We start from the raw sequence: 23636 nt of genomic DNA on the forward strand, positions 1-23636 counted from the left end.
CTCTGAGACTATGGTGGAGAGCCAAGGGATAATGATGTGCATCGGCATCGACTCACACCAGCATGTACGTTCGAATATACAAGGAAAGCAATAACTCATGTCGCAAACCGAAAGACACATGCCTCAGCCCACATCCGGAAACATCGGACAAGAGCCATCGGCAGAGCCACCAGAGGGATGGCAGGGACTGCTGAGCGATACACGTCAATGGCTGCACAACCATCAGCTCGCTGTGTGGGTCACGGGCAGTATTGCCCTAGTCAACACAGTGTTTTGGCTCTGGCGGCTGCTCTTCAGAATCCCGCAAAGCAGCCTGTATCTTTATACAACCTATGACCAGCTCATCATGCACGGTGGCAGCATCGCCAATAATGCAGTGGCTCAGAATCCTCCAAGCCTTGCTGCCCAGATGATCGGTCTGATTGCCACGCTGTTTCTTTCCACAAGCGTGTTCCGGCTAATCCTCGATGTCATCATCATCTTTACCATATTCTCCATAGCAGAGCCTCGACTTGGCCGCACCCGCACTCTGCTTACCTGTCTGCTTTCTGGACTTTCAGGCGCGGTCATCGGTCTGTTCCTGTGCATCTTCATCAATTGGCTTGGAGGCATGTGGCAAAGTGCCGCTCATGCACGGATGACCTTGAGTCCCTTGGTCATGACCATTGGTGCATTGATGACTGCCAGCGCATTCAGCAGTTTCATCTGGAGACGCAGAATCCGGCTTATCAGCTATTCAGCCATTCTCATTGCACTGCTCTATACCGGAGATCCCGGCGACTACTGCCTGCTGACTGCAGCACTTGTCGGTCAATTCATTGGATACGTATGGCACGGACCACAAGATAGCCGAGAGCATTGGGCTGCGAGCAGTGCACATGAACGTCGGAGTCTGCTTACATCAATATCGGTCGTTCTCTCTCTTGGCCCGATTGTGGCAACGATCTCACACGCGCATCACGGCGCTCTGAGCGCTCTGGGACTGCTCGCCGGCCCTGGAACCATTAATGATGCACGTCTGGTGGATTGTCTGAGAACTTCCTCGCAGAGCAGCTGCTATCAGGAATTCAATCTGTATCACATCTCGACTTCAGGAAGCATCGTCCGGGCCATTCTTCCGACCATCGTATTGCTCATCATCAGTTGGGGTCTGTATCGTGGCCGTCGCATCGCGGCATGGTCTGCAGCGGTCGTCAATGCCGGCATCGTCCTGCTTACCCTCCTGTACTATATGCTCTCAACGGTGCGGGGTAGCTCTGTCGCGTTTCAACCATACAGACACGGTCTCTTGCCCTCGATGTTGATGAGCGTTCTTCCACCGCTGGTTTTCGCCATAGTGATTCTTTATAACATTCGACTGTTCAGCGTTCCTACCGAGCGCGGCGCCATCTGGAGAGGTCTATCTTCAATCGTCGCGACTGCGGTCATGCTGAGCATATTCTATGTCGGCTTTGGACTGTCCAATCCGCATTCGTTCACGCCTGTTGCCGACTTACCTTCATTGCTTTCGCAACTGCCTCAGACATTCATTCCGATGGGATTCCTGAATACCTCGCAAGCGGTATTGCACACGGAAACCTTTGGAGCTGAAATCGTACGCCAGAGTATCGGCATCATATTCTGGCTGGTGCTCATCATCGTGATGTCACGTTGGATGCGCACTTCAATCGCCGAAAATTCAGGCGCGCGAAAGGCAGCAAGCGCACTTGTCGAACTTGGCGGAGAATCGATGTCGTTCATGACCACCTGGGAAGGCAATAGTTATTGGTTTTCTCCGACTGGCCGATCAGCGATCGCCTATCGTGTCTCTCATGGCATTGCACTGACCACCACCGGACCTTTTGGCGACACCCACGAATATCTCGATGACCTTCAGGGCTTTACCCATTTCTGTTACGAACGTTCACTCTCCCCTGTGTTCTATAGCGTTCACGATGCGACACGACAGGCACTGTTACGGCAAGGATGGTCATCAATTCAGGTGGGCAGCGAAATGGTCGTCGATCCTCGCATCTGGCAGACCAAGGGAAAGAAATGGCAGGCAATACGAACTGCAATCAACAAGGCAAATCGCGAGGGAATCCGAGACATCTATGCAAGCTTCAATGACAGTCCACGCGACATTCAGTCCCAGATCATTGATATCTCGGATCAATGGGCAAACCTGAAGTCCCTGCCAGAGATGAAGTTCACCTTGGGCGGTGTCGATGAGCTCAGAGATCACCGCGTCATGCTGTTGTACGCCATCGATGCCCACAACGTGGTTCAGGGTGTGACGAGCTGGTTGCCAACATGGAGAAATGGCCAGATTGTCGGATGGACGCTGGATTTCATGCGCCATCGGATTGACAGTCCCAACGGCATCATGGAATTCCTGATTGCGCGCATGGCCGAGCGGCTGCAGGACGAAGGCATCGCTGAATTCATGAGCCTGTCTGCCGCTCCCCTGGCCGGCTCTCCTGTAGAGGACGGAGCAGATTCAGCTGCACTGCACCATGCACTGCAAATTGTTGCGGACATCATGGAGCCTTCGTATGGGTTCAATTCATTGTTCCAGTTCAAAAAGCGATTCCAACCAGCTGAGGAACCGGTATACATCTGTTATCCAGATGTTTCACGACTTCTTCCTATGGGATTGGCTGTCTTGGAAGCGTATTTGCCAGATCTGAAGCCAAGTCAGATCAGCAACATGCTTAATCACTAAAATACGGGATATTGTGCCGCTGTTCATGGGTCTTTCAGATCATGACCTATCACTGAGCCATTTGGCAGTCTTTGCACAGACCAAACAGCTCTAAGGTGTGAGAACTGACGGTGAACCCGTGCGCGGCCGCAGTCTTGCGGAGCCAGGTCTCGTCGGGAGGCTCGATTTCAACCGTTCTGCCACACTTGGTACAGACGAGATGATGATGATGAGTCCGATCATCGCACATTCTGAACATCTGGGAACCATTGAGCTGTATCGTGTCTGCCTGCCCCACCTGAGCAAGCATGTTGAGCTGGCGATAGACTGTTGCCAGGCCGATGGTCGAGCCCTCATCTTCCAGTTGACGATGCAATTCCTGAGCTGTTACGAAATCCCCTGAAGCATGCAAAGCCTTTCGCACTGCATCCTTCTGTTTCGTTTGCCGAATCACATGCTCAGTCATGACGCTCCTTTTAATAGGCTTTCCGCTCCAATGTAGCGCACCTGCGAGGCAGGAAGCAATGGACATGCCTGAGGCGTATTGCAGGCAGCGCCATCACTTGCCTGCAAGAGAACACCATCACACGTCTCAATCCTCCAGATCTGACCAGCAGCCTGTGGCTTCGAGTTCGGATACTGCACTCGCCGTATCTGAAGTGAGCACAGTGACATGACCCATCTTTCGATTGTGCTTGATCTCGGCCTTGCCGTAATCATGCAGATTCCATTCGGGATGAGCACCTATCATTGCACGCGTGGGTGCGACATGCTGACCAAGGACATTCGCCATGACAGCCGGGCTGAGCAGCTCCGGCTTGGGAAGCGGCCATCCGGCAATTCCGCGAATATGGGCATCGAACTGACTGATCGAACACGCCTCGATCGTGTAATGGCCGGAATTGTGTGGACGTGGGGCAAGCTCGTTCACGATAACCTTGTTGTCCTTGGTGATGAAGAGTTCAATGGCAAGTGTGCCCGCCAGCTCGAATCCATTGGCAAGTCGCAAGGCAAGGGCTTCTGTCTCCTGGGCAACTTCGTCATCAACGGTTGCCGGAGCAATGGTCAGATGCAGAATATTGTGGCGATGCTCGTTGCGAACGATGGGGAAAGTAACGAAATCCTTGCCATTACCCGAAATCAGAATGGAAGCTTCAAACGCGAAATCCACGAATCCTTCAAGAATCGATGGTGGGAAGATACCTGTATCCTGCTCACGCTTGCGAACGATATCAAGATCGTCATCACTATGCAGAACCAGTTGACCGTGACCGTCATATCCACCTCGACGAGTCTTCAAGACGGCTGGATAACCGAGATCGTTGATTGCCCGCACCAATTGATCGAAATCATCAACCTGTCTCCACGGCGCTGTCTGCGTGCCATGATCATTGATGAACTGCTTCTCGAAGACCCTATCCTGCGTTACACGAAGCAGGTCAGTCCCCTGTGGAACTGCAGTCTTTCCGCGAACCTCGTCGAGTGCATCCGCATCGACATTCTCAAATTCGTAGGTGAGCACATCACTGCGTTCAGCAAGTTCATGAATTGCCTTCCTGTCGTCATATTCGGCGACGATCTGGAAATCGCTGACCTGCGCAGTTGGACAATCTGGAGTCGGATCGAGAACTCCAATACGAAAGCCATGATATTTGGCGGCGAGCGCCATCATTCGACCCAGCTGGCCTCCGCCAACTATGCCAATCGTGGCTCCAGGCTGCAGCATGGTGATACTACCGCTGGTTTCTTCACTTAAGCTCGGCATTTGACTCCTCGACCTTCTCCTTGAGCTCTTCACGGAATGCTGCAAGCGCATCCGCCAACGTTGAATCGCTCGTCGATAGGATGCTCACTGCAAGAATTCCTGCATTCGTTGCTCCAGATTTTCCGATTGCAGTAGTCGCCACAGGTATGCCACCGGGCATCTGCACTATGGAAAGCAAGGAATCCCAACCGCTGAGCGCATGCGATTGCACGGGAACCCCGATTACTGGCAGTGTGGTCTGTGCTGCAACCATGCCAGGCAAGTGGGCAGCGCCACCAGCACCGGCAATAATGACCTTGAGCCCGTTGTCGCGTGCATTATGCGCAAAATCAGCCATCAGTTCCGGCGTACGATGTGCTGAAATGACTTTTTTCATGTATGGAATATGAAAATCATCAAGAATCTGGCATGAGTGTTTCATGGTTTCCCAGTCGCTTGATGACCCCATGACAACTGCAACCACTGGCTGATCAGCAGAAGGGTGTGATTCATGTTCATTTCGATGCAATAACGACATTTGACCTCGCAATCCGAACGATGTGACCATGACTACTCTACGCACGAGCAAAGAAAAGCATGTGAACTACGCCGAACGCAAGGAAGCCTAAGCTTTTTCATGGGCGTACAACGATGATCCAGGCAATGCCCAAAGCTGATATCCAAAGGTATTCGCCCCTGAAATCGCCTCCACATCGCTACCAGTCTTCGCCTTGTAGTCGGTGCAGCTTATGAGCAGTGGTGCCTTTGATTCTTCTGGATGCTCGGTCAGTTCAAGACCTCGAGATTGAAGCCAGAATGAGAATGCATTCAATGCCCAGCCCTGACTGCCCTGATGTGGTGTACAGGAAATATCGAAGGCGACCTTCATGGTGCCATATCTATCCTCGATAGTGTCGATGGACTGCACGATATTCGGCTTGCCGCCATCTTTCAATTGGAAATTTCGCACCATGGGAAGCGATGTCAGACTTCCAAGGATACACGCGGCGACGAGTACGGCGCTGAAGATGAACGCTGCCGAAGACTTAACCCCGTTGTGCCGGACCAGCATGTACAACGCTGTCATCATCAAGAAAGCGACGGTTGGCGCTGAGGCATGAAGCCAGAATCGGTTCAGGTTCGTCCATGTGGGCATCAGCCAATTCCACGTATCATAGTGCTGATAGACCGAAGGCAGCCATCCAGGCGACATGCTCTGTGGATATGGCAGGCTTGATCCCCACGAAAGGATGCCCGGAACATGGGCAGGAGTGACAATGCCCCATGTAAGCGCCCGTGGTGCAACCCATAGTACGGTTGCACCGATGATTATCAGATTGATGAATGCTGCCCAGACAAAGCTCAACTCGTGCAGACCCTTCATGATAGATGCCAGTCCTGCCACGATGAGCAACATGGTGAACGGGTCGCTGTAGCGACCGTAGATGGCAGGATCCAAACGTCCTCTGCCTGAAGTTGTAAACAGTCCTGCGGAATTCGCCCATGCCAGAACAGAAAATGAAAAGGCTCCAACGCCCACAGCCAGCATCCACAGATGGGCATCGACCCGTTTCGAGGACTTCCAGTCTCGAGACACCTTCTGTGTCAGCACAACGACACCCAGTACGACGATGCCCAAACTTGCAACGATCTGATACCACGCCTGTCCGAGGAAGGTTCGCAGGATGATGCTGGCTCCCGAAAAGACATTGCCCGCAATGCTGTATCCCTGCGTGAATTGAAATTCCAAGAGATGCTGGTTCAAGAGAATGGATCCCACGAAAGTCAGCGTTCCCAATCCTGCAGTCATCGAAACGGAAAGCAGAGCCAGCCTTCCTTGCTTCCTCAGGAGCAGCACAAGCCAGACAATCGTTATAGGGAGAACAACTATAGCTCGAGCATGGGTGAGAATCAGGGTCGATGTGAGCAGACTCAGCTGGACTGCCCTCCGAAGCGACACGCCTTCTGCAAGTCGATAGGCCGCAAGCGCAGTGCACACAATCATGAGGCAAAGGAACTTCTCACTCATGGCATATCCCGCCTGCACCGTACGAGAGGGCATGCACATGATGATGCCGGCCACTGCAGCAGATTTGGCACGGTCAAGCGAAAATCGTTCGACAAGTAGCGTCAACGGCCACACTGTCACAACACCGACGACGACTCCAAGTGCAATTGCCAGATGATACATGGTCTGCGGATCTGATGTAATCCACCACAGGGGAGCCATGATGATGGCCCATCCGGGAAAGTATCCTGACCCGGCAAGCGGAAGATGCATACCTGTGCCTGAAAAGTATTTTGCATATTGCAACAGTGTGATTTCATCGAAAGGAAATGATGGGGTCTTGGCGCTCATGGCGAAGCTCGTCTGAAGGCCTGCACTGGCTAAGACGGAGACTGCCGCAATGCATATCCAGCAATATGATGTCCAACTATGAGATTTCGAAGGCACTGTTGCAGTGTATCGCGTGCGAATTGGTTTTCGCTGACATGAATTCCAGAGTTTATCTGGAATTCAGCAAGCAGAAAGAAACATCAGGAATGGTGACCCCGGTCGGGTTCGAACCGACGACCTTGAGATTAGAAGTCACACGCTCTATCCAACTGAGCTACGGGGCCAAACCAGAATCATTGTAGCCACACCCACGGATACATAGTGCTTTTCGGTCGAACATCGGGAAATGTCGACTTCCAAGACGGACGATATGAGCTGAAATTGTCTATCCTACGGTATTGCCGAAAATCTGAGCCTGGAGATCTTTTCTTGCGGTTTCCATCGTCGTGATGTTTCCCAGAAGCTTGAATTTTTCCTCGCCGTCAGGCAAGCGGTTCATGCGTGCCTTCGCATATGCGATGCGTCGCATGAAACCCATATCAAGAAGCCTCACCAACAGCTCTGAAGCATATTGACTTTCCGTATCCGTCGCTGGCCGCAATTGCACTGCGGCAGCATTATGTTCTGGCTGTTCGTCATCACTGCGATCGGATGCATTCGCATTGTCAGGTTGCGGCAACGGCAGAGGCATCACGGCAAGCTCATTGATTACCGGTTCGAGTGCCGGACCTGCACCCTTGATCAGATTATGCATCCACAGTCCCTGCGGCATATCGTCTGCAGGCAGTCCGCCAACGGTTTCGAATACCTGGAACAATGAGCGAAATACAGGTGTGACAAAGCTTGACTCCGACAGCTGTTGCGCCATCTCGACGTTTACGGCACGGGGTATCTGAATCAGCACGCCCATGAATTGCTGTTCACAGATAAACACAGCGTCGTCGATCCGAAAATACCCCTGGCTGACGGCATCCTGGCGCTGAACGGCCATACGCTCTGACAATTCGGCATTCGCAGAAGCCAATGGCCCGCGGTCCGGCTCATGATGATGACGAGGCTCACGCACCGCATAGGCATCTTCATCACGCACATGCGCCCTTCGACGCGCAGCCAGGGTTTCACGAGACATGAGTGCGCTTTCTACGCCGATTCTTCGTGCCGCCTTGCGAGCATACATATCTACCAGAGAACGATCTCGAATCTGCGCGATAATTGGTGCAACGGCCTTCAACGCTCCCATTTGACCGGTCGTGTATTCCGTGTCGAAGGCGTCAATGGCAGTATCGATCACGAAGTCATACAGTGGCTGAGGCTTTTCTACCAATGCGCGTACCGCCGCATCGCCCCGCTGAATGCGCAAGTCGCATGGATCCAGATTGTCGTCGGCAACTGCCACGAAGGTCTGCGTCAGGAACGAACCATCAAGCCCAAAGGCGTGCAGAGCCGCCTTTTGACCCGCTGCATCGCCATCAAAGGTGAAGATTACTCGCGATCCTTTCACAGGACCAATGAGCTGAATACCCCCGAGAGAATCATCGGCAATCAAACGGCGAACGATCTTTGCATGCTCCAGCCCGAATGCCGTGCCGCAGGTGGCAACAGCGGTATCGATGCCGGCAAGATGACATGCCATCACATCGGTATATCCCTCGACGATCACCACCTGACGTTTCTTGACAATAGCGGATTTCGCCAGATCGATGCCATACAACACTTGATTTTTTCGGTAGAGCTGCGTATCAGGGGTATTGATATATTTCGCCTGAATCGCGTCATCATCAAAGAGCATGCGTGCACCGAAGCCAAGCACTCTCCCTGTGGAGTCACGAATTGGCCACGTTGCACGGCCACGGAAATAGTCATAGATTCCGCGCTGACCTTGCCGCGCCAAACCCGCATCCAGCATCTCTTTCTGCGTAAATCCCTTGGATGCCAGATGGCGCACAAGGTTATCCCATCCGCGCGGAGCGAAACCGCATCCGAATCGCTCGGAATCGACTTGCGAAAAATTCCGGCCGCCCAACAGTTTTCTCGCTGCAAGTGCATCGTCGGTCATGATTTGCGAAACGAAAAACCGCTGCGCCTCCTCGTTTGCCTCCAAGAGTCTCGAACGAGTTGAACCTTGCGGCTTCTGCGGTCCTTCTGAATCGTAATGCAGTTCGATATGATATTTATCGGCCAAGATGCCGACTGCCTCACCAAAACCGACGTTTTCATGCTCCTCAACGTATCCAAAGACATCACCACCGCGCCCGCAACCAAAGCAATGCCATACGCCCATCGAAGGCCGTACCGAAAAACTTGGTGTCTTTTCATCATGGAAAGGGCACAGTCCCATAAAGGTGCCCGCTCCGGAAGCCTTTAGCGTCACATCTGCAGACACGATGTCATATAGATCGGCACAAGCCCGCACCTTTTCAATATCCTCTTTAACGATCATCCCTGCCATAGCACCTCACCTTAGCCGAAGATTGGGATAGCACGCGTCCATAGGCTAGACATGCATGCGTAACGAGCGCCCATAGAATCTCAAAAGCTGCGTGGATTATTCGTCTTTCCATAGGTGTCACCGTATTCTCGTGGGCAAGGAACGATGCACGGTCGTTCTCGGCGTCAGCCAACTCCTGTTCACTGTGGGCATGGACTGCGTTCCGCAGCACCTTCGTGCCGGGGATCAGATACGGGTCACTACCGCTCATAAGCCACTGTTCATGGAATACCGCTGGTTCAAACGATCAAGCAGGCCCTGAAGCGAAGCCATGCGGATATTCGCTTCGCAAGAACTGTTCTACGGCACCTGCCGGTGCACGAATGCATTGGCGCACGTATGTATTCGCGCACAGATCACATGAGTGTGTCTGAGTCAGAACAAGTCGTCATAGCTTCCAGTGGTGATGACCACCAGAGTCAGAGTGTCATGCTCAATCTTGTAGATCAGAAGCCAGTCAGCTTGTATATGAAGTTCCCTGAAACCAGCAAGCTCTCCTTTGAGCGCATGGTCGCGGTACTTGGTAGAGAGCAATTGAATGTCCTGTTTGGATATGGTTTCAACTGCCGCAACAAATTGCTCCATATCGTAGTGCTTTCGTTTAAGCTTCTTGATTCTTCGCAAACAATTTGGCATATACCGAATACTAAGCATTGGCAATAATCTCCCTCAGCTCGTCAATGTCTCGTACAGGTATGCTCTCCTCGCTTGCAGCATCAAGAACAGAACGCTCGAACCGAGTCAGCCCAGGCTGGAAAGGCAAACGATGTTCACTGATGGTTTGACGCAGGAACATATTGATCGCAGTGCTCATGTCCATTCCCATCGACTTGAACAGTTTCTGAGCTTCACGCTTCGTCTCCTCGTCGGTACGAATCGCAATCGTCGTAGTACTCATACTTCCTCACCTCCTTCTCTACTCATCATAGAAATACAATGCTATTGTATAGCTTATATATAAATACAACTTCCATAATGAGCATACAATAGATTGCAGATTTCTTAACGCATTTCAGCACCGTCCCCTTCAACGAGCACAACACTCTACCGGCAGCGAAAGTTCGAACAACGGGCAGCGCATTGTCTCAGTCGCACAAAATAGAGTGCAGGGCCAGCGCCGACCCGTCGGTCAGGCTGGCAACCTGATCAATGGCGACACGCAGCCGTTCATCATCGTTTGTGGCTTCGTTCCAGTCTTGCAAAAATACGGTCTCCAATGCCTCTGATGGTCTTGGTGAGTCGCGCATCATCACGTCGACCAGGTCAGTCACGATGCGCAGCTGTTCGGCATGAAATGGCTCGTGTTCACGCGGAGCCATGACAAAGTATACTGATATTCCTTTCAGGGCAACGATTTCGTATGCCGTATCCTCGGGAACGACCACGGATGCCGAATACCTTGTCAGGTTCGCATCACCATAGCGTTCTCGGGTCGCGTTTTCCACCGATCCGGCGAACCTCCCGATCAGAGCGCTGGTGATGTTCTTCAACTGAGCAAGCGACTGCCTCGAACCATTGAAATGAGCTGGGAACAGTCGTTCCGAACGCAGCCGTTGCAGAGCGTTGACGAGCTCGTCTGGATTCCACTTCCGCCCATACCAGTCCCGTGTCATGACGACTATGTCATCTACGATCCGCGAATCCGCCAAACTGACAGGGTTGAAGTATGCGGAAACAATCGCATCTTCAACATCATGCACACTGTATGCGATATCGTCGGCAAGATCCATGACCTGGCACTCCATCGGGCACGCGTTCACAGGTGCACCCTGCTTCAGCCAGCGGAACACATCCACATCGTCGGGGTATACGCAGAATTTCTTGCTACGCTCCCCTTTGGGATGTTGAGCAGCTTCGGCCAGAGTCCAAGGATACTTGACCGTCGCATCCAATGCTGCGCGCGTGAGATTCACGCCCGCACTTCGCCCGTCCGGATGGAATATCTTCGGTTCGAGGCGTGTCAGCAGTCTCAACGTCTGTGCATTGCCTTCAAAGCCACCGATGGACTGAGCAACCTCGGCAAGCGCATGTTCGCCATTATGCCCAAATGGAGGATGTCCCAAATCATGAGCGAGGCAGGCGCAATCAACGACATCGGGATCGCAGCCCAACAATCCGCCAATCTGTCTGCCGATCTGCGCGACCTCCAAGGTGTGTGTCAACCGGGTTCGGGCAAAATCATCCGTTCCTGCAACAAGAATTTGCGTCTTCGCACCAAGTCTGCGCAATGCCGATGAGTGGACAAGCCGCGCGCGATCTCTTTCAAATGCCGTTCTGCTCCGAGATTTCGGAGGCTCGGGAGCCCATCGTTCCTCATCGTGGGCAACATACCCCTCGGCGATCAGAACGTCTTCACCCGACGAATGTACCTGGGTTCTCACATTCTCATGCATCGCCACTCCTGACATACTTGTGTACGGTCACAATCTGACATCACATCTATAGGAAATATTACGCGATGCTGGCTGATTGGAGCTTTGTGCCCATCCCATCCACGCCCTGGGAACGACAAAGACCCCATAAACTCGTGGAATCACAAGTTTATGAGGTCCCCAACCTTTGTTTCGCATACAGCCGTGAAGATTCACCGATTAGTCAAGCGAATCCACAACCACGATCTCAGTCGGGACGTTTCCTGCCGTTGCCTTGGAATATGGGCACAGCTCCTGAGTGCGATTCACAAGTTTTTCGGCAGTTTCCCTGTCGATGCCAGGCAGATAGACTTCCATCTTTGCCTTGATGCCGAAGGATTCACCTTCATCGCCGATCGAGACATGAGAGCGCAACTTGCACTGTGCCAGCTTGCTCCCCGCGATGCGCATCTCCTTGCCGGCAAGGCCAAGAGCTCCCTGGAAGCATGCTCCCCAGCCGATGGCGAACAGCTGCTCGGGATTGGTTCCTTCTCCCTTGCCGCCCATGGCCACAGGTGTATCGAGCTTCAAATCCAGATCAGGCTCTGTGCTGATTCCTCGTCCGTTTCGACCTCCCGTCACATTTGCCACAGCGGTGTATGCAATGCTCTTCGGTTCATTTCCTTTGTATTGTGTCATGACTCTATATCATCACAACCCGAGTCAGATATCTTGCGATTCAGCTACGAGAGTTCACCGATCATCATGACCGAAACTGGGACTAAAGTAGTGATTTCGGGTCAAGAATACTGATGTCACGCTCCGACAATGTCTTTGTTGCATGCAGATACAATCTTGGGATTCTGCTTCGTAGACAGGTGAAAATTTCGTAACTGATTGTGTCTGCCGCCTGTGCCCAGTCGTCTGCAGTGGGCTCATTGAACGCCGCTCCCCTGCCCGGCCCAAACACGGTCACCGTATCACCCTCGTGAACATTCAGCTCATCAGCTTTTCCATGCAGATCCAGCACGCACTGATCCATGCACACACGTCCAGAGATGCGAACGATTCGTGGACCATCATCGGTCATGATGCGAACCGGTCCACCAAGATGCGTGGTGTGCAGAGCTCCCTCCTCATCGAATCCAGATGCCGAACGGTGTATCCCATCGGCATATCCGACGGGCAAAATCGCCGAACTCGTTTCGGATTCGGTTTTGTATGTCTTGCCATATGAAATGCTGTGACCCTGTTCGAGATCCTTGACGGTCGAGAGTTGAGCCTGCAACGTCATTGCGGGCGTAAGCTCGAAATCCCGTGGAGTGCCCATCGAGGGGTCAGGTTCGTATCCATAGAGTGCGATGCCTGGACGAACCAGTTCGAAGTGAATTTCAGGTCTGCTCAATGTTGCTGCAGTATTGGCGAGATGACGGATTTGAGGCTCAAGTCCAGCTCGTTTCATGCGCAAGGTGAATTCATTGAAAGTCGCAATCTGTCGCTCTGTCGATTGAACAAATGCAGGTATCTTGGGCATGTCTGCAACGGCAAGATGGCTCCATTGCGCAACGATCTGCAACGCTCCCTCACTGGAATATTGCTTGAGCTTCGCCAATGCCTGATCGAAAATCTGTGGCGTAAAGCCGTTTCGACCGAACCCTGTGTCAACCTTGACGTGCACACGAGCCGGCTGTCCGACTGCTCTGGCTGCCTTCGCCAATGCATCGATTCCAGCCAGCGAACCTACTGAAATATCGATGTCATTGCCAATCAGCTCTTCGAATGGAGCTTCAAGACCGCTATACATCCATGTCAGAATGTGGCAGCGATTGGGTCCAATGCCTGCCTTTCTGAGCAGGAGTGCCTCTCGCGGCTGAGCCGTACCGAGCCATGTGGCACCACCCGCGAGCGCGGCGAGAGCGGCAGGAATCAGACCGTGCCCATACGCATCTGCCTTGACCACTCCCATAACGGCTGTTTTCGAATGCACTCCTCCACATATGTCAACCACATGCTTCATGTTGCTCGCCAATGCAGCCAAATCCACGATTGCCTGCGCTGGATACTCACGACGCGCATTATCATAATTGGCTGTACCTGATGTGGACGAAAAATCCCATTGTGGGGAAGCACTCAATGTCATGGCCACCATTGTGACCCCACAATGAGACGAATGTGTATCTAGATATGCCGCTGATACGCGATTCTTTCGCGACCGCCCACCTCGCGCGGAGGCAAGGTAATGATGCCACAGCGAGTAAAACCTGCGGATGTGAGAATATGCTGCATTGCAGCATTTCTTTCGTGCGTGTCAGCACGAACATTGCGGTATTGGTGAACCGCCCAGTCAAGCATGTCTTTACCGGTCTTCCTCGCCAGTCCAGACGATGCCACTCGATGCATTGCCACATAGTCATCATCATTCAACCATGCGCCATCAATGTGCGCATATGTCGAATCCGGCCCCTGACAGGCAGCGAAAACTCCAAGAATTCGCTCGGAACCATCATGTGGGCTCTGATCGACAAGCAGCATCGAACGATGCAACTCGATATCGTGCAGCACATCCGCGTCGAGAGGATAGACATCCCCCCATTGCGAAGGGTTGCCATTGCGTTTCATCACAGCTCTTGCATGGGCGTATATGCCCAGAATCGCTGTATAATCTGCCTTCGCGGCGTGACGAACATGACGGTTGTGCCGTACTTCCTGCTGCACGATAAAGGACTCCTAAAATTGTTGCGTTAAGAAAATCAGACGAGCTTGCGCACATATGGGTCGGAACTGATGCCGGCATCAACAATGTCCCTTGACCACTGTTTTGCCGAGAACAGGCTGTGATCGCGATAGTTGCCGCAGCTGGTAATCTCGGTACCCGGAACGTCATCCCAGGTTGCCTCGTCGGCGATGAATGTCAACGATTCCTTGAGCGCCTTCGCAACGTCTTCAGTGCTGTGTCTGCCCCAGGTCAGCAGATGGAAACCGGTACGGCATCCGAACGGCGAGCAATCGATGTATCCAGGAATGCGCTCACGAAGCAGCACCGCAATCGTGTGTTCAATCGTGTGCAGACCAGCGGTTGGAATCGCGTTTTCGTTCGGCTGCACGAGACGCAGGTCATAATTGGAAATCACATCGCCGTTCGGCCCCTGCTCCTCGTCAATCAGACGAACGTATGGTGCCTTTACCTTGGTATGGTCGAGTTGGAAACTTTCTACAACCGGCTTGTCACTCATGATGCTTCCCTTCTACGATTTGAAATACTCTATGAAATCTTAACGCGTGTAGAGACAGCGATTCGAAAAGTACCCGGGCTGGAACGCTACGCGTGAACATGTCATACACGCTCGATTCGATTACCGGCAGCGTCTGTGCCCTTGAAAGTGCTAACTTCGCCTTGTTCGAAGTGGAGCATCCGCACAATTCACTGCCGGCAGCACTCTGCAATAGCATCGATGAACTGTTTGCCGTAGCTCTGCCACTTGTGCTCGCCAACGCCATTGACCTCCAGCATGGAGTCCTTATCCGTTGGACGACGTCGAACCATGTCTCGCAAGCTTCGGTCGGAGAACACGATATATGGGGGCTTGCCCATCTCATCTGCGATTCGTTTGCGCACTCCTCGAAGACATTGGAACAGCCTTTCATCCATGGGATCATCGCTTGTGTCATGCTGTTCGTCTCGCATGGTTCCGGCAAGATCTGCGTGTGGGTTTCCCGTTTTTCCGCTGCGTGTGCGATGCTTGATTTCATAATGAAAATCAGGCGCTGCCAATCTCGCCGCCCTGGTTCCAAAGATGATGATTGGCATTCGACCCGGAGTGACCGCCAGCAGGTCATCCACCGTCATCTGATTCAGTACATCGCGCACAGCAGCTTCTGAACATTCACGAAGTGCGCCAAATTGAGGTATATTGTTCAATCCATATTGAAGAACCTGCTGTGATTGCGATCCTCTGAGGATGCGCACGACCATAGTCATGCCATATCTCTGGTTGATGGCGCTGACACATCTGCCAATGGCGAGTGCAACCGTGGTGACATCGTCAGAGACGATGGTGCTCATACAGTTCGAACAGTGGCCGCAGGATTCCACGAGCCGCGACGCTGTCGACTGTTCGCGGGGTATGTCTGTGTGCATAGCTTCGACGCTGGATGGGTCCGAACTTGCCCGACGAGACGAAATGACTCCAGAATTGTCATTCCTCTGACCAAAATACTGCAGAATGTAGCGATGCAGACAGTTCACGGTCCGGCAATATCCAATCATGGATTGAAGCAAGCGATTCCGGGTCTGTTGTACCTGCTGCTCCTCCTCAGGAGTCATTCGATCGTTTGATCCAGCGGATTCAAGAAAACGTCTGCGAAGAACGATGTCGGACTCATTCCAAAGCAGGGTGCATCTCGAATCCTCTCCATCCCGGCCTGCTCGACCTGCCTCCTGATAGTATGCTTCGATACTCTCCGGCATATTGTGATGGATCACATATCGAACGTTCGATTTATCGATTCCCATGCCAAATGCATTGGTTGCGACCACAACCTGCGCATCATCATTGACAAATGCGCGTTGAGCCTCTCGTCTCTCCTCATGGCTTAGGCCAGCGTGATAACAGGCGGCCCTCAATCCATGAGACTGCAATGCATTGGCAATCGCATCGGTCTCCTTGCGCGTGGCACAGTAGATGATGCCTGACTCGTCGGTATGCTCGACAACATAACGCAAGATCCAGGCCTCCTTCTCGGACTTCGTCATGCGTTGAACATCAAGAAAAAGATTCGGCCGATCAAAACCGGTAACAGTGAGCAGCGGATCGTGCAGATGCAGGATCCGCACTATATCTTCCTGTACCTTTTCCGTTGCTGTCGCAGTAAACGCAGCAACAACCGGACGATGTGGCAAAGTGGCGATGAATGTGCCGATATCGAGATACGCCGGTCGAAAATCCTGGCCCCACTGCGATATGCAATGCGCCTCATCCACAGCAACGGCGGATATCTGCAAACGTTTGCACGCAGCGATGAAGAAAGGTTCTGTAAGGCGTTCCGGCGCGACATACAGCAAATGATAAGCGTTGCTGTATGCCTTGCTCAGGACTTCGCGCTGCTCGTCCACTGTCTGTGTGGAATTGAGAAATGCCGCTGCGATTCCAACATCATCCAATACATCGACCTGATCGCGCATCAGTGAGAGCAGGGGCGAAACAACAATCGTAATGCCTGGGAGCAACACCGACGGAATCTGATAGCATACAGACTTACCTGCGCCAGTCGGCATCACCGCCAATGAATCTCTGCCATGTACGATGGCAGAAACCACTCCTGCCTGACCTTTTCTGAACGAATCGTACCCGAAATAACGATGGAGAGCAGACTGCGCCTGTGCCTCATCAGTAACCATGCAAACCACTGTAAGACCACACCGGGTCATCCTTGCATGGATGGTGAACCCATAGGAGCCGAGCCATCGATCCGAGCTATAGCGAAGCCAGAGCCTGATCAATGTCTGCGGTCAGATCCTCGATAGATTCGATGCCCACGGAAAGACGAACGAGATTGTCGGGAACCTGCAAGGCTGTCCCGGACACGGAAGCATGGGTCATTGCAGCGGGATGTTCAATCAGAGATTCAACGCCACCAAGAGATTCCGCAAGTGTAAATATGGTGGTGCGTGCAACAAAGGTCTTGGCCGCTTCCATACCATCCTTAAGCTGAATCGAGAACACCCCGCCGAAGCCCCCCTGCATCTGACGGGCAGCGATGTCATGTCCAGGATGAGATTCAAGACCGGGATACAGCACTCGTTCGATCTTGTCATTGCCTTCCAGATGCCGCGCAAGAGACAACGCATTCGCGCTATGCCGCCTGACACGAATATCGAGGGTCTTCAGACCACGGGTTGTCAACCACGAATCAAATGGAGAGGGAACGGCGCCCGCTGCATTCTGCAAAAACGTCACCTTTTCGTATACTTCTGGGTCATTCAGCAATATTGCACCCCCGACCACGTCGGAATGGCCACCGATGTATTTGGTCGTCGAATACACCACTGCGTCTGCACCATCCTCAAGAGGATGCTGCAAAACCGGCGAGGCAAAGGTATTGTCGACCACGATTTTCGCACCGAACTCGTGAGCAAGTGAGGCGGTCGCCCAGATGTCCGTAATACGGAGCAGGGGATTCGAAGGCGTCTCCACCCATACCACGTCAACATGGCGCTCCGAGAGCTTGGCTCGAACGGCATTGAGATCGGTAACATCGACAACATCCACATGGATACCCCAGGGAACGAACACCTTGCTCAGCAAGCGGTACGTTCCACCATAGACATCGTCACCGAGAAGGATTGAATCTCCAGGTTTCAAGGTTGACCGGAGCAAGACATCAATCGCTGCCAGTCCCGATGACAAGGCGACTGCGTAACGCGCGCCTTCAACTGCAGCCAGCTGCGTGTCGAAAACATCTCTCGTGGGATTTACCGAACGGCTGTAGTCGTATCCACCCCGCAATGCCCCAACACCGTCCTGTTTGAATGTGGAAGTCATGTATATCGGTGGAACCACTGCCCCAGTGGCCGCATCAGCTTCCTGTCCTGCGTGGATTGCTCGAGTTGCCAAGCTTGTTTCTGCAAAATTCTCTGTCATGGTCGTATCCTTACGTTGAAAGTGATTGCTGTGATTATCGGTGATTGTCTGTGATTGAACTACATTGTCTGTGGCACGTCTGTGACTGACATGTTCCGTTTGGCGCGCATCCACCAGCTGCGCCGTTTCTTCAATGGTTATTGCCGAACCATACGAGCTGGTGACGTTCTCTCCACTACTGCTCCAAATCCATGGGACTGCATCCATGAGTCAGAGAAAATCTTCGAGAGATATCCACGTCCCGAGTCAGGGAGAAGAACGACCATCAATGCATGTTCGTCAAGGTCGTGCATCTTTGCGGACTTGACGGCTGCCGCAACTGCCATGCCCGACGACCCTCCAACAAGAAGCCCTTCTTCGCGCGCCAATCTGCGCGTCATCTCGAAGGCCTCCGCATCGCTCACCTGAACGACTTCATCGACCACCGACGGATCATAGGTTTTCGGATAGAAATCCTCGCCCACCCCTTCAATGAAATATTGATGAACATCTGCAGGATTGGAATATATCGAACCTTCCGGATCTGCGCCAATGACCTGGACTGTGCCCTGGGATGCATCCTTGAGGAAACGTCCCGTGCCGGAGATCGTGCCGCCGGTGCCTATTCCTGCAACAAAATGAGTGATCGTTCGGTCCGTGTCTTCCCAGATCTCTGGCCCAGTCGTATGGTAATGGCTCTCGGGCCCGTTCATGTTCTGATACTGATTTGGCTTGTATGCTCCGGGAATCTCTGCCGCCAGTCTGTCAGAAACAGAATAATACGAGCGCGGATCGCTTGGTTCAACTTCAGTAGGGGTCACCACCACCTGCGCTCCATACGCCTGAAGCACCGCTCGCTTATCTTCAGATACCTTGTCTGGAACCACAAAAATCATTCGATATCCATGCAGCTGCGCCACCAAGGCCAAGCCAACACCAGTATTGCCACTGGTGGGTTCGACTATCGTGCCTCCAGGCAGAAGCTTCCCCTCCTCCTCTGCCTTCGAGATGATGCGCTCAGCGATGCGGTCTTTTGACGAACCTCCGGGATTGAAGTATTCGACCTTGACTGCGATCTGAGCACGGAGACCATCGGTTACGTGGTGAAGTCTCACCAACGGTGTGCCCCCAATAAGTTCTGTAATATTGTTTGCAATATCCATCATTCCTCGTTATCTTCAGATTTCTTACTATCTGCATGTATTGTGTCCAATGGCTTTACATCGCATTCATCATGTGCCGAGCATCAATGCCTCGGCAGTCGCCGTGCGAGCAATCACAAACGATAACGAGATTCACCATATTCATCACACAGAAAAAATATACATCATGCAAGTATTCTTGAGCCAAATCGAAAAGCTCAATCGCCAGACAATGTGAATGTGTGCAACCGTGTCATTACACCGTGCAACTACACCGTGTAGCTACAGTTCCAGCAATTCGTTCCAGCTATTCGATGTAAGAATTCACTCAGATGCAAGAATGTGTTCAATCTCAAGTTATGCGTCGTCAACCGCCCGCGCTGGGCGTCGGTTAGCGACAACAACATGAAAGAAACATCATGCTCATTAATGTACCACAACATATCAGCCAGGCGTGTCTCACGCCAAGAATCTTGCTCTCGCAGCATATGCAGCCCAGTGGCTGCACAACGTCGCCATCAACCGCGCAACCGCAGAGGCCTCTGCCCTGCAGTGCGGTGAACGGGTCAGAGCGATGCCGCCTTCAAGAGTTCCATGGTGTATGGATGCTGTGGATGGTTCAGCAATTCGGCGCATGACCCCTGCTCAAGAACACGACCTTGCCTGAGCACCACTATGCGGTCGGCGATATGCTGCACCATGCCAATGTCATGCGAGACGAAAATCATACTCAGCGATGCTCCCTGAATCGTCCGAACTTCCTGCAAGGTGTGAAGAATCTGCACACGGGCGGTCACATCGACCGCACTCATGGGCTCATCGGCAAGAAGTATCTCCGGTTCATCGATAATGGCTCGTGCTATCGCCACGCGCTGGGCCTGACCGCCAGAAAGATCGATCGGATAGCGATCGATCACGACCCGTCCATCCAAACCTACGGTATCGAGAATTTTCAGTGAACGAGCCTCCACTGAAGACGGGTCCAGACCACGACCAAAACGCAGCGACACAGCTTCTTTCAACGATTGACGTACCGTCCACCGCGGATCCAGTGAGGAATATGGATTCTGGAAAATCATCGAAGACTCGCGCCGGAGCCTTTTCCACTCTGTCGAATGCATCGGTGCCTGCTTGCCCCTGTACCGCAGCGAGCCGGCAGTCGGCGCGAGCAGACCAAGCAAAATGCGTGTGGCGGTGGTTTTTCCTGAACCTGATTCGCCTATGATTGCAAGGCATTCACCGGACTTAAGGGAAAGCGACACATCGTCGAGAGCGAGCCGTTGCCCCTGATATCTCTTGGCAGATGCGTGAATCACGTTGTCCAGCAGTCTCCGGGACATTCCTCGAGCATGATAGTTCTTGCTCACATGGTTCATTTCCAGAACGGGCTGGCGTGTAGGAATCTCATCATCCGACTGCGCTCCATGCTGCCTCTCAGTCATTGTTGTCTCCTTCTTGAGAGAGGGAAGCATGAGCATTGTCGAATTTGAGCTCCTCAGCCGACTGCGCTAGTCGTCTCGTCACCGGGCTGCTGGGCTTCGCCAGCACATTCGAGGTATTGCCATGCTCTATGATGCGTCCGTGATCCATCACATAGCAACTACTCGTCACATGCGCCAAGACACCGAAATCATGGGTAATGAAGAGTAGAGAGGCACCGGCCTGATCAACCAGATCAACAAGCAGGTCGAGAATATGCAATTGCGTGATGGAGTCCAGTGCCGTGGTAGGCTCGTCCGCGATGATGAGACGAGGAGAGGTGACGAGCGCTGTGGCTATCGCAACGCGCTGCTGTTGCCCTCCAGAGAGCTGGTGCGGATATGCATCGAGCATGCTCGAAGGCAACCCGACCCTGTTCAGCATGGCTTCAACCCGTCGTAATCTTTCGTCTGCCGGAAGATTGTAATGCAGCCGCAAAGGCAAAGCAATCTGTCTGCCGACCTTCATCACAGGGTTCAATGTAGAAGCAGGATTTTGGAAGATCATGCCGACTGTACGTCCACGCATTTCAGCCAGCTCACGATCCGAAGCGCCCACGAGCTCCTTGTTGAAAAGCCGGATGGAGCCCGCCGCCTGAGCATGTGCCGGCAGCAGAGAGAGAATTGAACGGGACAACATCGATTTTCCCGAACCCGAGGCTCCTATCAATCCAACGCGTGCCCGTGTCCCAATGTCCAGTGAAACTTGGGAGAGTATGGAGTGGCCCGCAATCGTAACATCAAGATCCCTGATTGTCAGCGCCTTGGCGAGGGAGCCACTGTGCGCATTCAGCGACGTGCTCATTGGCCACTCCCCTTCGTTGTGACACGGTTCAGTTGATCATTGCGTGCTTGACCACTGCTCACCTGACCACTGCGCACCTGACCACTGCGCTCCTGACCACTGTTGAATTGGGCATTGCGCAATTGGACGTTGCTCAGTGGATCTGCGCAATCACGCAGAGTATCTCCACAGAGATTCAAGGAAAGCACAATGCAGGTGATAATCAGCCCTGGCCATAGCACGGTCAACGGATATATATTGATGAAGGACACGGAAGTCGCCAGACTATGTCCCCATGATGGCACACCGCTCTGCACGCCAATACCCAGATAGGTAAGTCCCGATTCCGCGAGGACCACGGTTCCAGCTGAAATGGAAAGCTGCACCGTAAGTACCGGCATGATGTTGGGCACTATGTGTCTGAGAAAGACGCCCGACGCACGAGCACCGTTCGACAAGGCGGATTCAACATAGCCGGATCGCGCAATCAGCAAGGCTTGAGGCCGGGCAATACGCGCCAGATTAAGGCCGTATCCAAAACCGCACGCAGCGATGATAACAGCGACGCTCGGGCCAAACGGAACTGCAAGTATCAAGGCAATCAAGACCGTCGGCAGGGAGATCAATGCATCGATGACGACCACTGATATCTGCGCAAATATCGTTGCCCGCGCAAGCATCGCAGCCAGAAGAAGCAGACCAAAAATTGCCGTTACGGCCACGGTAAGCACGCAGATCAGCAAGTTGGTTCGCGAACCTGCCATCAACCAGCTCAGGACATCGGCACCTGTGCCGTCGGTTCCAAGAAGATGACGCATCGATGGTTTCTGCCAGACGTGATATCCATCTGTCCACCAGAGCGACCATGGTGTCCAGAACACGGAAACCAGCGAGACGAGAATCCACACTCCCAGAACGAGCAGGGAAAACCTTCCTTCAGCTCGATGCCACATGGACCGCAGCACGATGCCCGTGGCTCTGAATGCGTATCTGCGTGAATTCATCGCGATCATTACACACCTCCAGCCGATGACAACAGAGCTGCGTTCTTCAAGCGAGGATCCAGGATTCGATGCAACACATCGACAACGAACCCAATGCATAGGAAGAACGCGGCAAGCACAAAGAGTTCGCTCTGCACCGTCAGAAGGTCGCGATTGCCAATATCAGTGACCAGCATCGAGCCGATACCAGGCAAGCCGAAGAGGTTCTCAATCACCATGACTCCGGTTATCATTTCTGCGAAGGTCAGTCCAATGACGGAAACCAGCTGGGGAGTCACTACGCGCAGACCAATTCGCAGCACAGCCTGGACTCGCGTCATCCCACAAGCCATACCCATGTTGACGAATTCAGACGCAAGCATCTCCTGCAATGCAGAACGCGTATAGCGCAGAATGCTGGAGCCCACAATGATGCCGACTGTCAGTGCGGGAAGAACCAAGGAGACAAGGGCGGACCCCGGCTGTTTCCAGCCATTATCCGGAAAACCCTGGGACGGGAATATGTTGATCAATCCCGAGCCCTTCGAAAACAACAGGATGAACAGCATCGCACCCCACAGGGCTGGTATCGCGCCACCGACAAGCGCAAGCAGATGCAGGCCATGCCGAACCTTTGCATGAGATGCAAGGATAGACGCGCAGCCGAGCGGTATGCCGAACAGACACGATAGCAGCAGGCCAAGCAGAATCAGGGGAAAGGTTATCTGCACGCGTGAAAGTATCTGCACGCCAACGTCACGGCCGGTCAGGACGGAAACACCGAGGTTTCCGTGGATGATGTCACCAGCCCAATCGAGATACTGCTGCGGATATGAGCGGTTCAGCCCGAGTTCCTGGCGCAATCTGGCAATGCGATCCGGCGTGGCGTTCAACCCTGCCATAACCGATGCAACATTGCCTGGCAAAACTCGCAAGGCAAGGAAAATCAGCACTGACATACCGAACAGGGCAGCCAGAAGGAGAGCAGAACGCCGAACCAGAAATCTCATAGTCTCAAGCAATCC

General features: G+C 53.0%; 21 protein-coding genes and 1 tRNA gene. 1 reads left to right on the forward strand and 21 read right to left on the reverse strand.

Going from position 1 to position 23636, the window contains the following annotated elements; genetic code table 11:
- Positions 1-97: 97 nt before the first annotated feature.
- Positions 98-2704 carry a bifunctional lysylphosphatidylglycerol flippase/synthetase MprF gene (locus BAQU_RS06035; protein WP_244568449.1) on the forward strand — a complete coding sequence of 869 codons (2607 nt, stop codon included), beginning with the start codon at positions 98-100 and terminating at the stop codon, positions 2702-2704.
- Between the two features lie 49 nt (positions 2705-2753).
- Here BAQU_RS06035 and BAQU_RS06040 read toward each other — a convergent pair whose 3' ends face one another.
- The 21 genes from BAQU_RS06040 to BAQU_RS06140 form a co-directional block, all read right to left on the reverse strand.
- Positions 2754-3149, reverse strand: coding sequence for a Fur family transcriptional regulator (locus BAQU_RS06040; RefSeq protein WP_094693599.1), 396 nt, complete (start codon positions 3147-3149; stop codon positions 2754-2756).
- A gap of 126 nt (positions 3150-3275) precedes the next feature.
- Positions 3276-4448 carry a 5-(carboxyamino)imidazole ribonucleotide synthase gene (purK, locus tag BAQU_RS06045; RefSeq protein WP_094693601.1) on the reverse strand — a complete coding sequence of 391 codons (1173 nt, stop codon included), beginning with the start codon at positions 4446-4448 and terminating at the stop codon, positions 3276-3278.
- Complete coding sequence (purE, locus tag BAQU_RS06050; protein ID WP_169713282.1) at positions 4432-4965, reverse strand: 5-(carboxyamino)imidazole ribonucleotide mutase; 534 nt, start codon at positions 4963-4965, stop codon at positions 4432-4434. Before purE ends, purK begins: the two co-directional genes overlap by 17 nt.
- Before the next feature lie 87 nt (positions 4966-5052).
- Positions 5053-6786 carry a hypothetical protein gene (locus tag BAQU_RS06055; protein ID WP_094693605.1) on the reverse strand — a complete coding sequence of 578 codons (1734 nt, stop codon included), beginning with the start codon at positions 6784-6786 and terminating at the stop codon, positions 5053-5055.
- A gap of 186 nt (positions 6787-6972) precedes the next feature.
- Positions 6973-7049 (reverse strand) — tRNA-Arg (locus BAQU_RS06060).
- 101 nt (positions 7050-7150) lie between these two features.
- The gene (dnaG, locus tag BAQU_RS06065; RefSeq protein WP_094693607.1) at positions 7151-9214 is read right to left on the reverse strand and encodes a DNA primase; all 2064 of its coding nucleotides are present in this window, start codon (positions 9212-9214) and stop codon (positions 7151-7153) included.
- Positions 9195-9464 carry a hypothetical protein gene (locus tag BAQU_RS06070; protein WP_094693609.1) on the reverse strand — a complete coding sequence of 90 codons (270 nt, stop codon included), beginning with the start codon at positions 9462-9464 and terminating at the stop codon, positions 9195-9197. The genes dnaG and BAQU_RS06070 overlap by 20 nt, the downstream gene beginning before the upstream one ends.
- A gap of 164 nt (positions 9465-9628) precedes the next feature.
- Positions 9629-9907 (reverse strand): type II toxin-antitoxin system RelE/ParE family toxin, encoded by a 279-nt coding sequence (locus tag BAQU_RS06075; protein ID WP_094693611.1) that lies wholly within the window; start codon positions 9905-9907, stop codon positions 9629-9631.
- Positions 9900-10151: a type II toxin-antitoxin system RelB/DinJ family antitoxin gene (locus BAQU_RS06080; protein ID WP_094693613.1), complete on the reverse strand. Its 252-nt coding sequence runs from the start codon at positions 10149-10151 to the stop codon at positions 9900-9902. The genes BAQU_RS06075 and BAQU_RS06080 overlap by 8 nt, the downstream gene beginning before the upstream one ends.
- A 187-nt stretch (positions 10152-10338) precedes the next feature.
- Positions 10339-11646: a deoxyguanosinetriphosphate triphosphohydrolase gene (locus BAQU_RS06085; protein ID WP_094693615.1), complete on the reverse strand. Its 1308-nt coding sequence runs from the start codon at positions 11644-11646 to the stop codon at positions 10339-10341.
- Positions 11647-11844: 198 nt separating this feature from the next.
- Positions 11845-12303 (reverse strand): Ohr family peroxiredoxin, encoded by a 459-nt coding sequence (locus BAQU_RS06090; RefSeq protein WP_094693617.1) that lies wholly within the window; start codon positions 12301-12303, stop codon positions 11845-11847.
- 82 nt (positions 12304-12385) lie between these two features.
- The gene (gene alr / locus BAQU_RS06095) at positions 12386-13744 is read right to left on the reverse strand and encodes an alanine racemase (RefSeq protein WP_094694058.1); all 1359 of its coding nucleotides are present in this window, start codon (positions 13742-13744) and stop codon (positions 12386-12388) included.
- Positions 13745-13782: 38 nt separating this feature from the next.
- Positions 13783-14319, reverse strand: a complete 537-nt coding sequence (locus BAQU_RS06100; protein WP_244568451.1) for a GNAT family N-acetyltransferase — start codon at positions 14317-14319, stop codon at positions 13783-13785.
- Positions 14320-14354: 35 nt separating this feature from the next.
- On the reverse strand, positions 14355-14837 hold the full coding sequence (locus tag BAQU_RS06105; RefSeq protein ID WP_211277121.1) for an S-ribosylhomocysteine lyase: 483 nt from the start codon (positions 14835-14837) through the stop codon (positions 14355-14357).
- A gap of 188 nt (positions 14838-15025) precedes the next feature.
- Complete coding sequence (locus BAQU_RS06110; RefSeq protein ID WP_094693621.1) at positions 15026-17002, reverse strand: RecQ family ATP-dependent DNA helicase; 1977 nt, start codon at positions 17000-17002, stop codon at positions 15026-15028.
- Between the two features lie 76 nt (positions 17003-17078).
- On the reverse strand, positions 17079-18245 hold the full coding sequence (locus BAQU_RS06115) for a cystathionine gamma-synthase (protein WP_094694062.1): 1167 nt from the start codon (positions 18243-18245) through the stop codon (positions 17079-17081).
- 137 nt (positions 18246-18382) lie between these two features.
- The gene (locus BAQU_RS06120; protein WP_094694064.1) at positions 18383-19387 is read right to left on the reverse strand and encodes a pyridoxal-phosphate dependent enzyme; all 1005 of its coding nucleotides are present in this window, start codon (positions 19385-19387) and stop codon (positions 18383-18385) included.
- A 545-nt stretch (positions 19388-19932) separates the two neighbouring features.
- Positions 19933-20808 carry an ABC transporter ATP-binding protein gene (locus tag BAQU_RS06125; protein ID WP_244568452.1) on the reverse strand — a complete coding sequence of 292 codons (876 nt, stop codon included), beginning with the start codon at positions 20806-20808 and terminating at the stop codon, positions 19933-19935.
- Positions 20801-21649 (reverse strand): ABC transporter ATP-binding protein, encoded by an 849-nt coding sequence (locus BAQU_RS06130; RefSeq protein ID WP_094693623.1) that lies wholly within the window; start codon positions 21647-21649, stop codon positions 20801-20803. The genes BAQU_RS06125 and BAQU_RS06130 overlap by 8 nt, the downstream gene beginning before the upstream one ends.
- Positions 21646-22641 carry an ABC transporter permease gene (locus tag BAQU_RS06135; protein ID WP_420807214.1) on the reverse strand — a complete coding sequence of 332 codons (996 nt, stop codon included), beginning with the start codon at positions 22639-22641 and terminating at the stop codon, positions 21646-21648. The genes BAQU_RS06130 and BAQU_RS06135 overlap by 4 nt, the downstream gene beginning before the upstream one ends.
- Positions 22641-23621, reverse strand: a complete 981-nt coding sequence (locus BAQU_RS06140) for an ABC transporter permease (RefSeq protein ID WP_094693625.1) — start codon at positions 23619-23621, stop codon at positions 22641-22643. Before BAQU_RS06140 ends, BAQU_RS06135 begins: the two co-directional genes overlap by 1 nt.
- Positions 23622-23636: the final 15 nt, after the last annotated feature.

This window comes from Bifidobacterium aquikefiri (genome assembly GCF_002259795.1).
GTDB lineage: Bacteria > Actinomycetota > Actinomycetes > Actinomycetales > Bifidobacteriaceae > Bombiscardovia > Bombiscardovia aquikefiri.

Excerpts from the sequence above, each read along its gene's own strand:
- BAQU_RS06035 (WP_244568449.1), top strand. The coding sequence starts at position 98 with ATGTCGCAAACCGAAAGACACATGCCTCAGCCCACATCCGGAAACATC.
- BAQU_RS06040 (WP_094693599.1), bottom strand. The coding sequence starts at position 3,149 with ATGACTGAGCATGTGATTCGGCAAACGAAACAGAAGGATGCAGTGCGA.
- purK (WP_094693601.1), bottom strand. The coding sequence starts at position 4,448 with ATGCCGAGCTTAAGTGAAGAAACCAGCGGTAGTATCACCATGCTGCAG.
- purE (WP_169713282.1), bottom strand. The coding sequence starts at position 4,965 with ATGTCGTTATTGCATCGAAATGAACATGAATCACACCCTTCTGCTGAT.
- BAQU_RS06055 (WP_094693605.1), bottom strand. The coding sequence starts at position 6,786 with ATGAGCGCCAAGACCCCATCATTTCCTTTCGATGAAATCACACTGTTG.
- dnaG (WP_094693607.1), bottom strand. The coding sequence starts at position 9,214 with ATGGCAGGGATGATCGTTAAAGAGGATATTGAAAAGGTGCGGGCTTGT.
- BAQU_RS06070 (WP_094693609.1), bottom strand. The coding sequence starts at position 9,464 with ATGAGCGGTAGTGACCCGTATCTGATCCCCGGCACGAAGGTGCTGCGG.
- BAQU_RS06075 (WP_094693611.1), bottom strand. The coding sequence starts at position 9,907 with ATGCTTAGTATTCGGTATATGCCAAATTGTTTGCGAAGAATCAAGAAG.
- BAQU_RS06080 (WP_094693613.1), bottom strand. The coding sequence starts at position 10,151 with ATGAGTACTACGACGATTGCGATTCGTACCGACGAGGAGACGAAGCGT.
- BAQU_RS06085 (WP_094693615.1), bottom strand. The coding sequence starts at position 11,646 with ATGCATGAGAATGTGAGAACCCAGGTACATTCGTCGGGTGAAGACGTT.
- BAQU_RS06090 (WP_094693617.1), bottom strand. The coding sequence starts at position 12,303 with ATGACACAATACAAAGGAAATGAACCGAAGAGCATTGCATACACCGCT.
- alr (WP_094694058.1), bottom strand. The coding sequence starts at position 13,744 with ATGACATTGAGTGCTTCCCCACAATGGGATTTTTCGTCCACATCAGGT.
- BAQU_RS06105 (WP_211277121.1), bottom strand. The coding sequence starts at position 14,837 with ATGAGTGACAAGCCGGTTGTAGAAAGTTTCCAACTCGACCATACCAAG.
- BAQU_RS06110 (WP_094693621.1), bottom strand. The coding sequence starts at position 17,002 with ATGGTTACTGATGAGGCACAGGCGCAGTCTGCTCTCCATCGTTATTTC.
- BAQU_RS06115 (WP_094694062.1), bottom strand. The coding sequence starts at position 18,245 with ATGACAGAGAATTTTGCAGAAACAAGCTTGGCAACTCGAGCAATCCAC.
- BAQU_RS06120 (WP_094694064.1), bottom strand. The coding sequence starts at position 19,387 with ATGGATATTGCAAACAATATTACAGAACTTATTGGGGGCACACCGTTG.
- BAQU_RS06125 (WP_244568452.1), bottom strand. The coding sequence starts at position 20,808 with ATGACTGAGAGGCAGCATGGAGCGCAGTCGGATGATGAGATTCCTACA.
- BAQU_RS06130 (WP_094693623.1), bottom strand. The coding sequence starts at position 21,649 with ATGAGCACGTCGCTGAATGCGCACAGTGGCTCCCTCGCCAAGGCGCTG.
- BAQU_RS06135 (WP_420807214.1), bottom strand. The coding sequence starts at position 22,641 with ATGATCGCGATGAATTCACGCAGATACGCATTCAGAGCCACGGGCATC.
- BAQU_RS06140 (WP_094693625.1), bottom strand. The coding sequence starts at position 23,621 with ATGAGATTTCTGGTTCGGCGTTCTGCTCTCCTTCTGGCTGCCCTGTTC.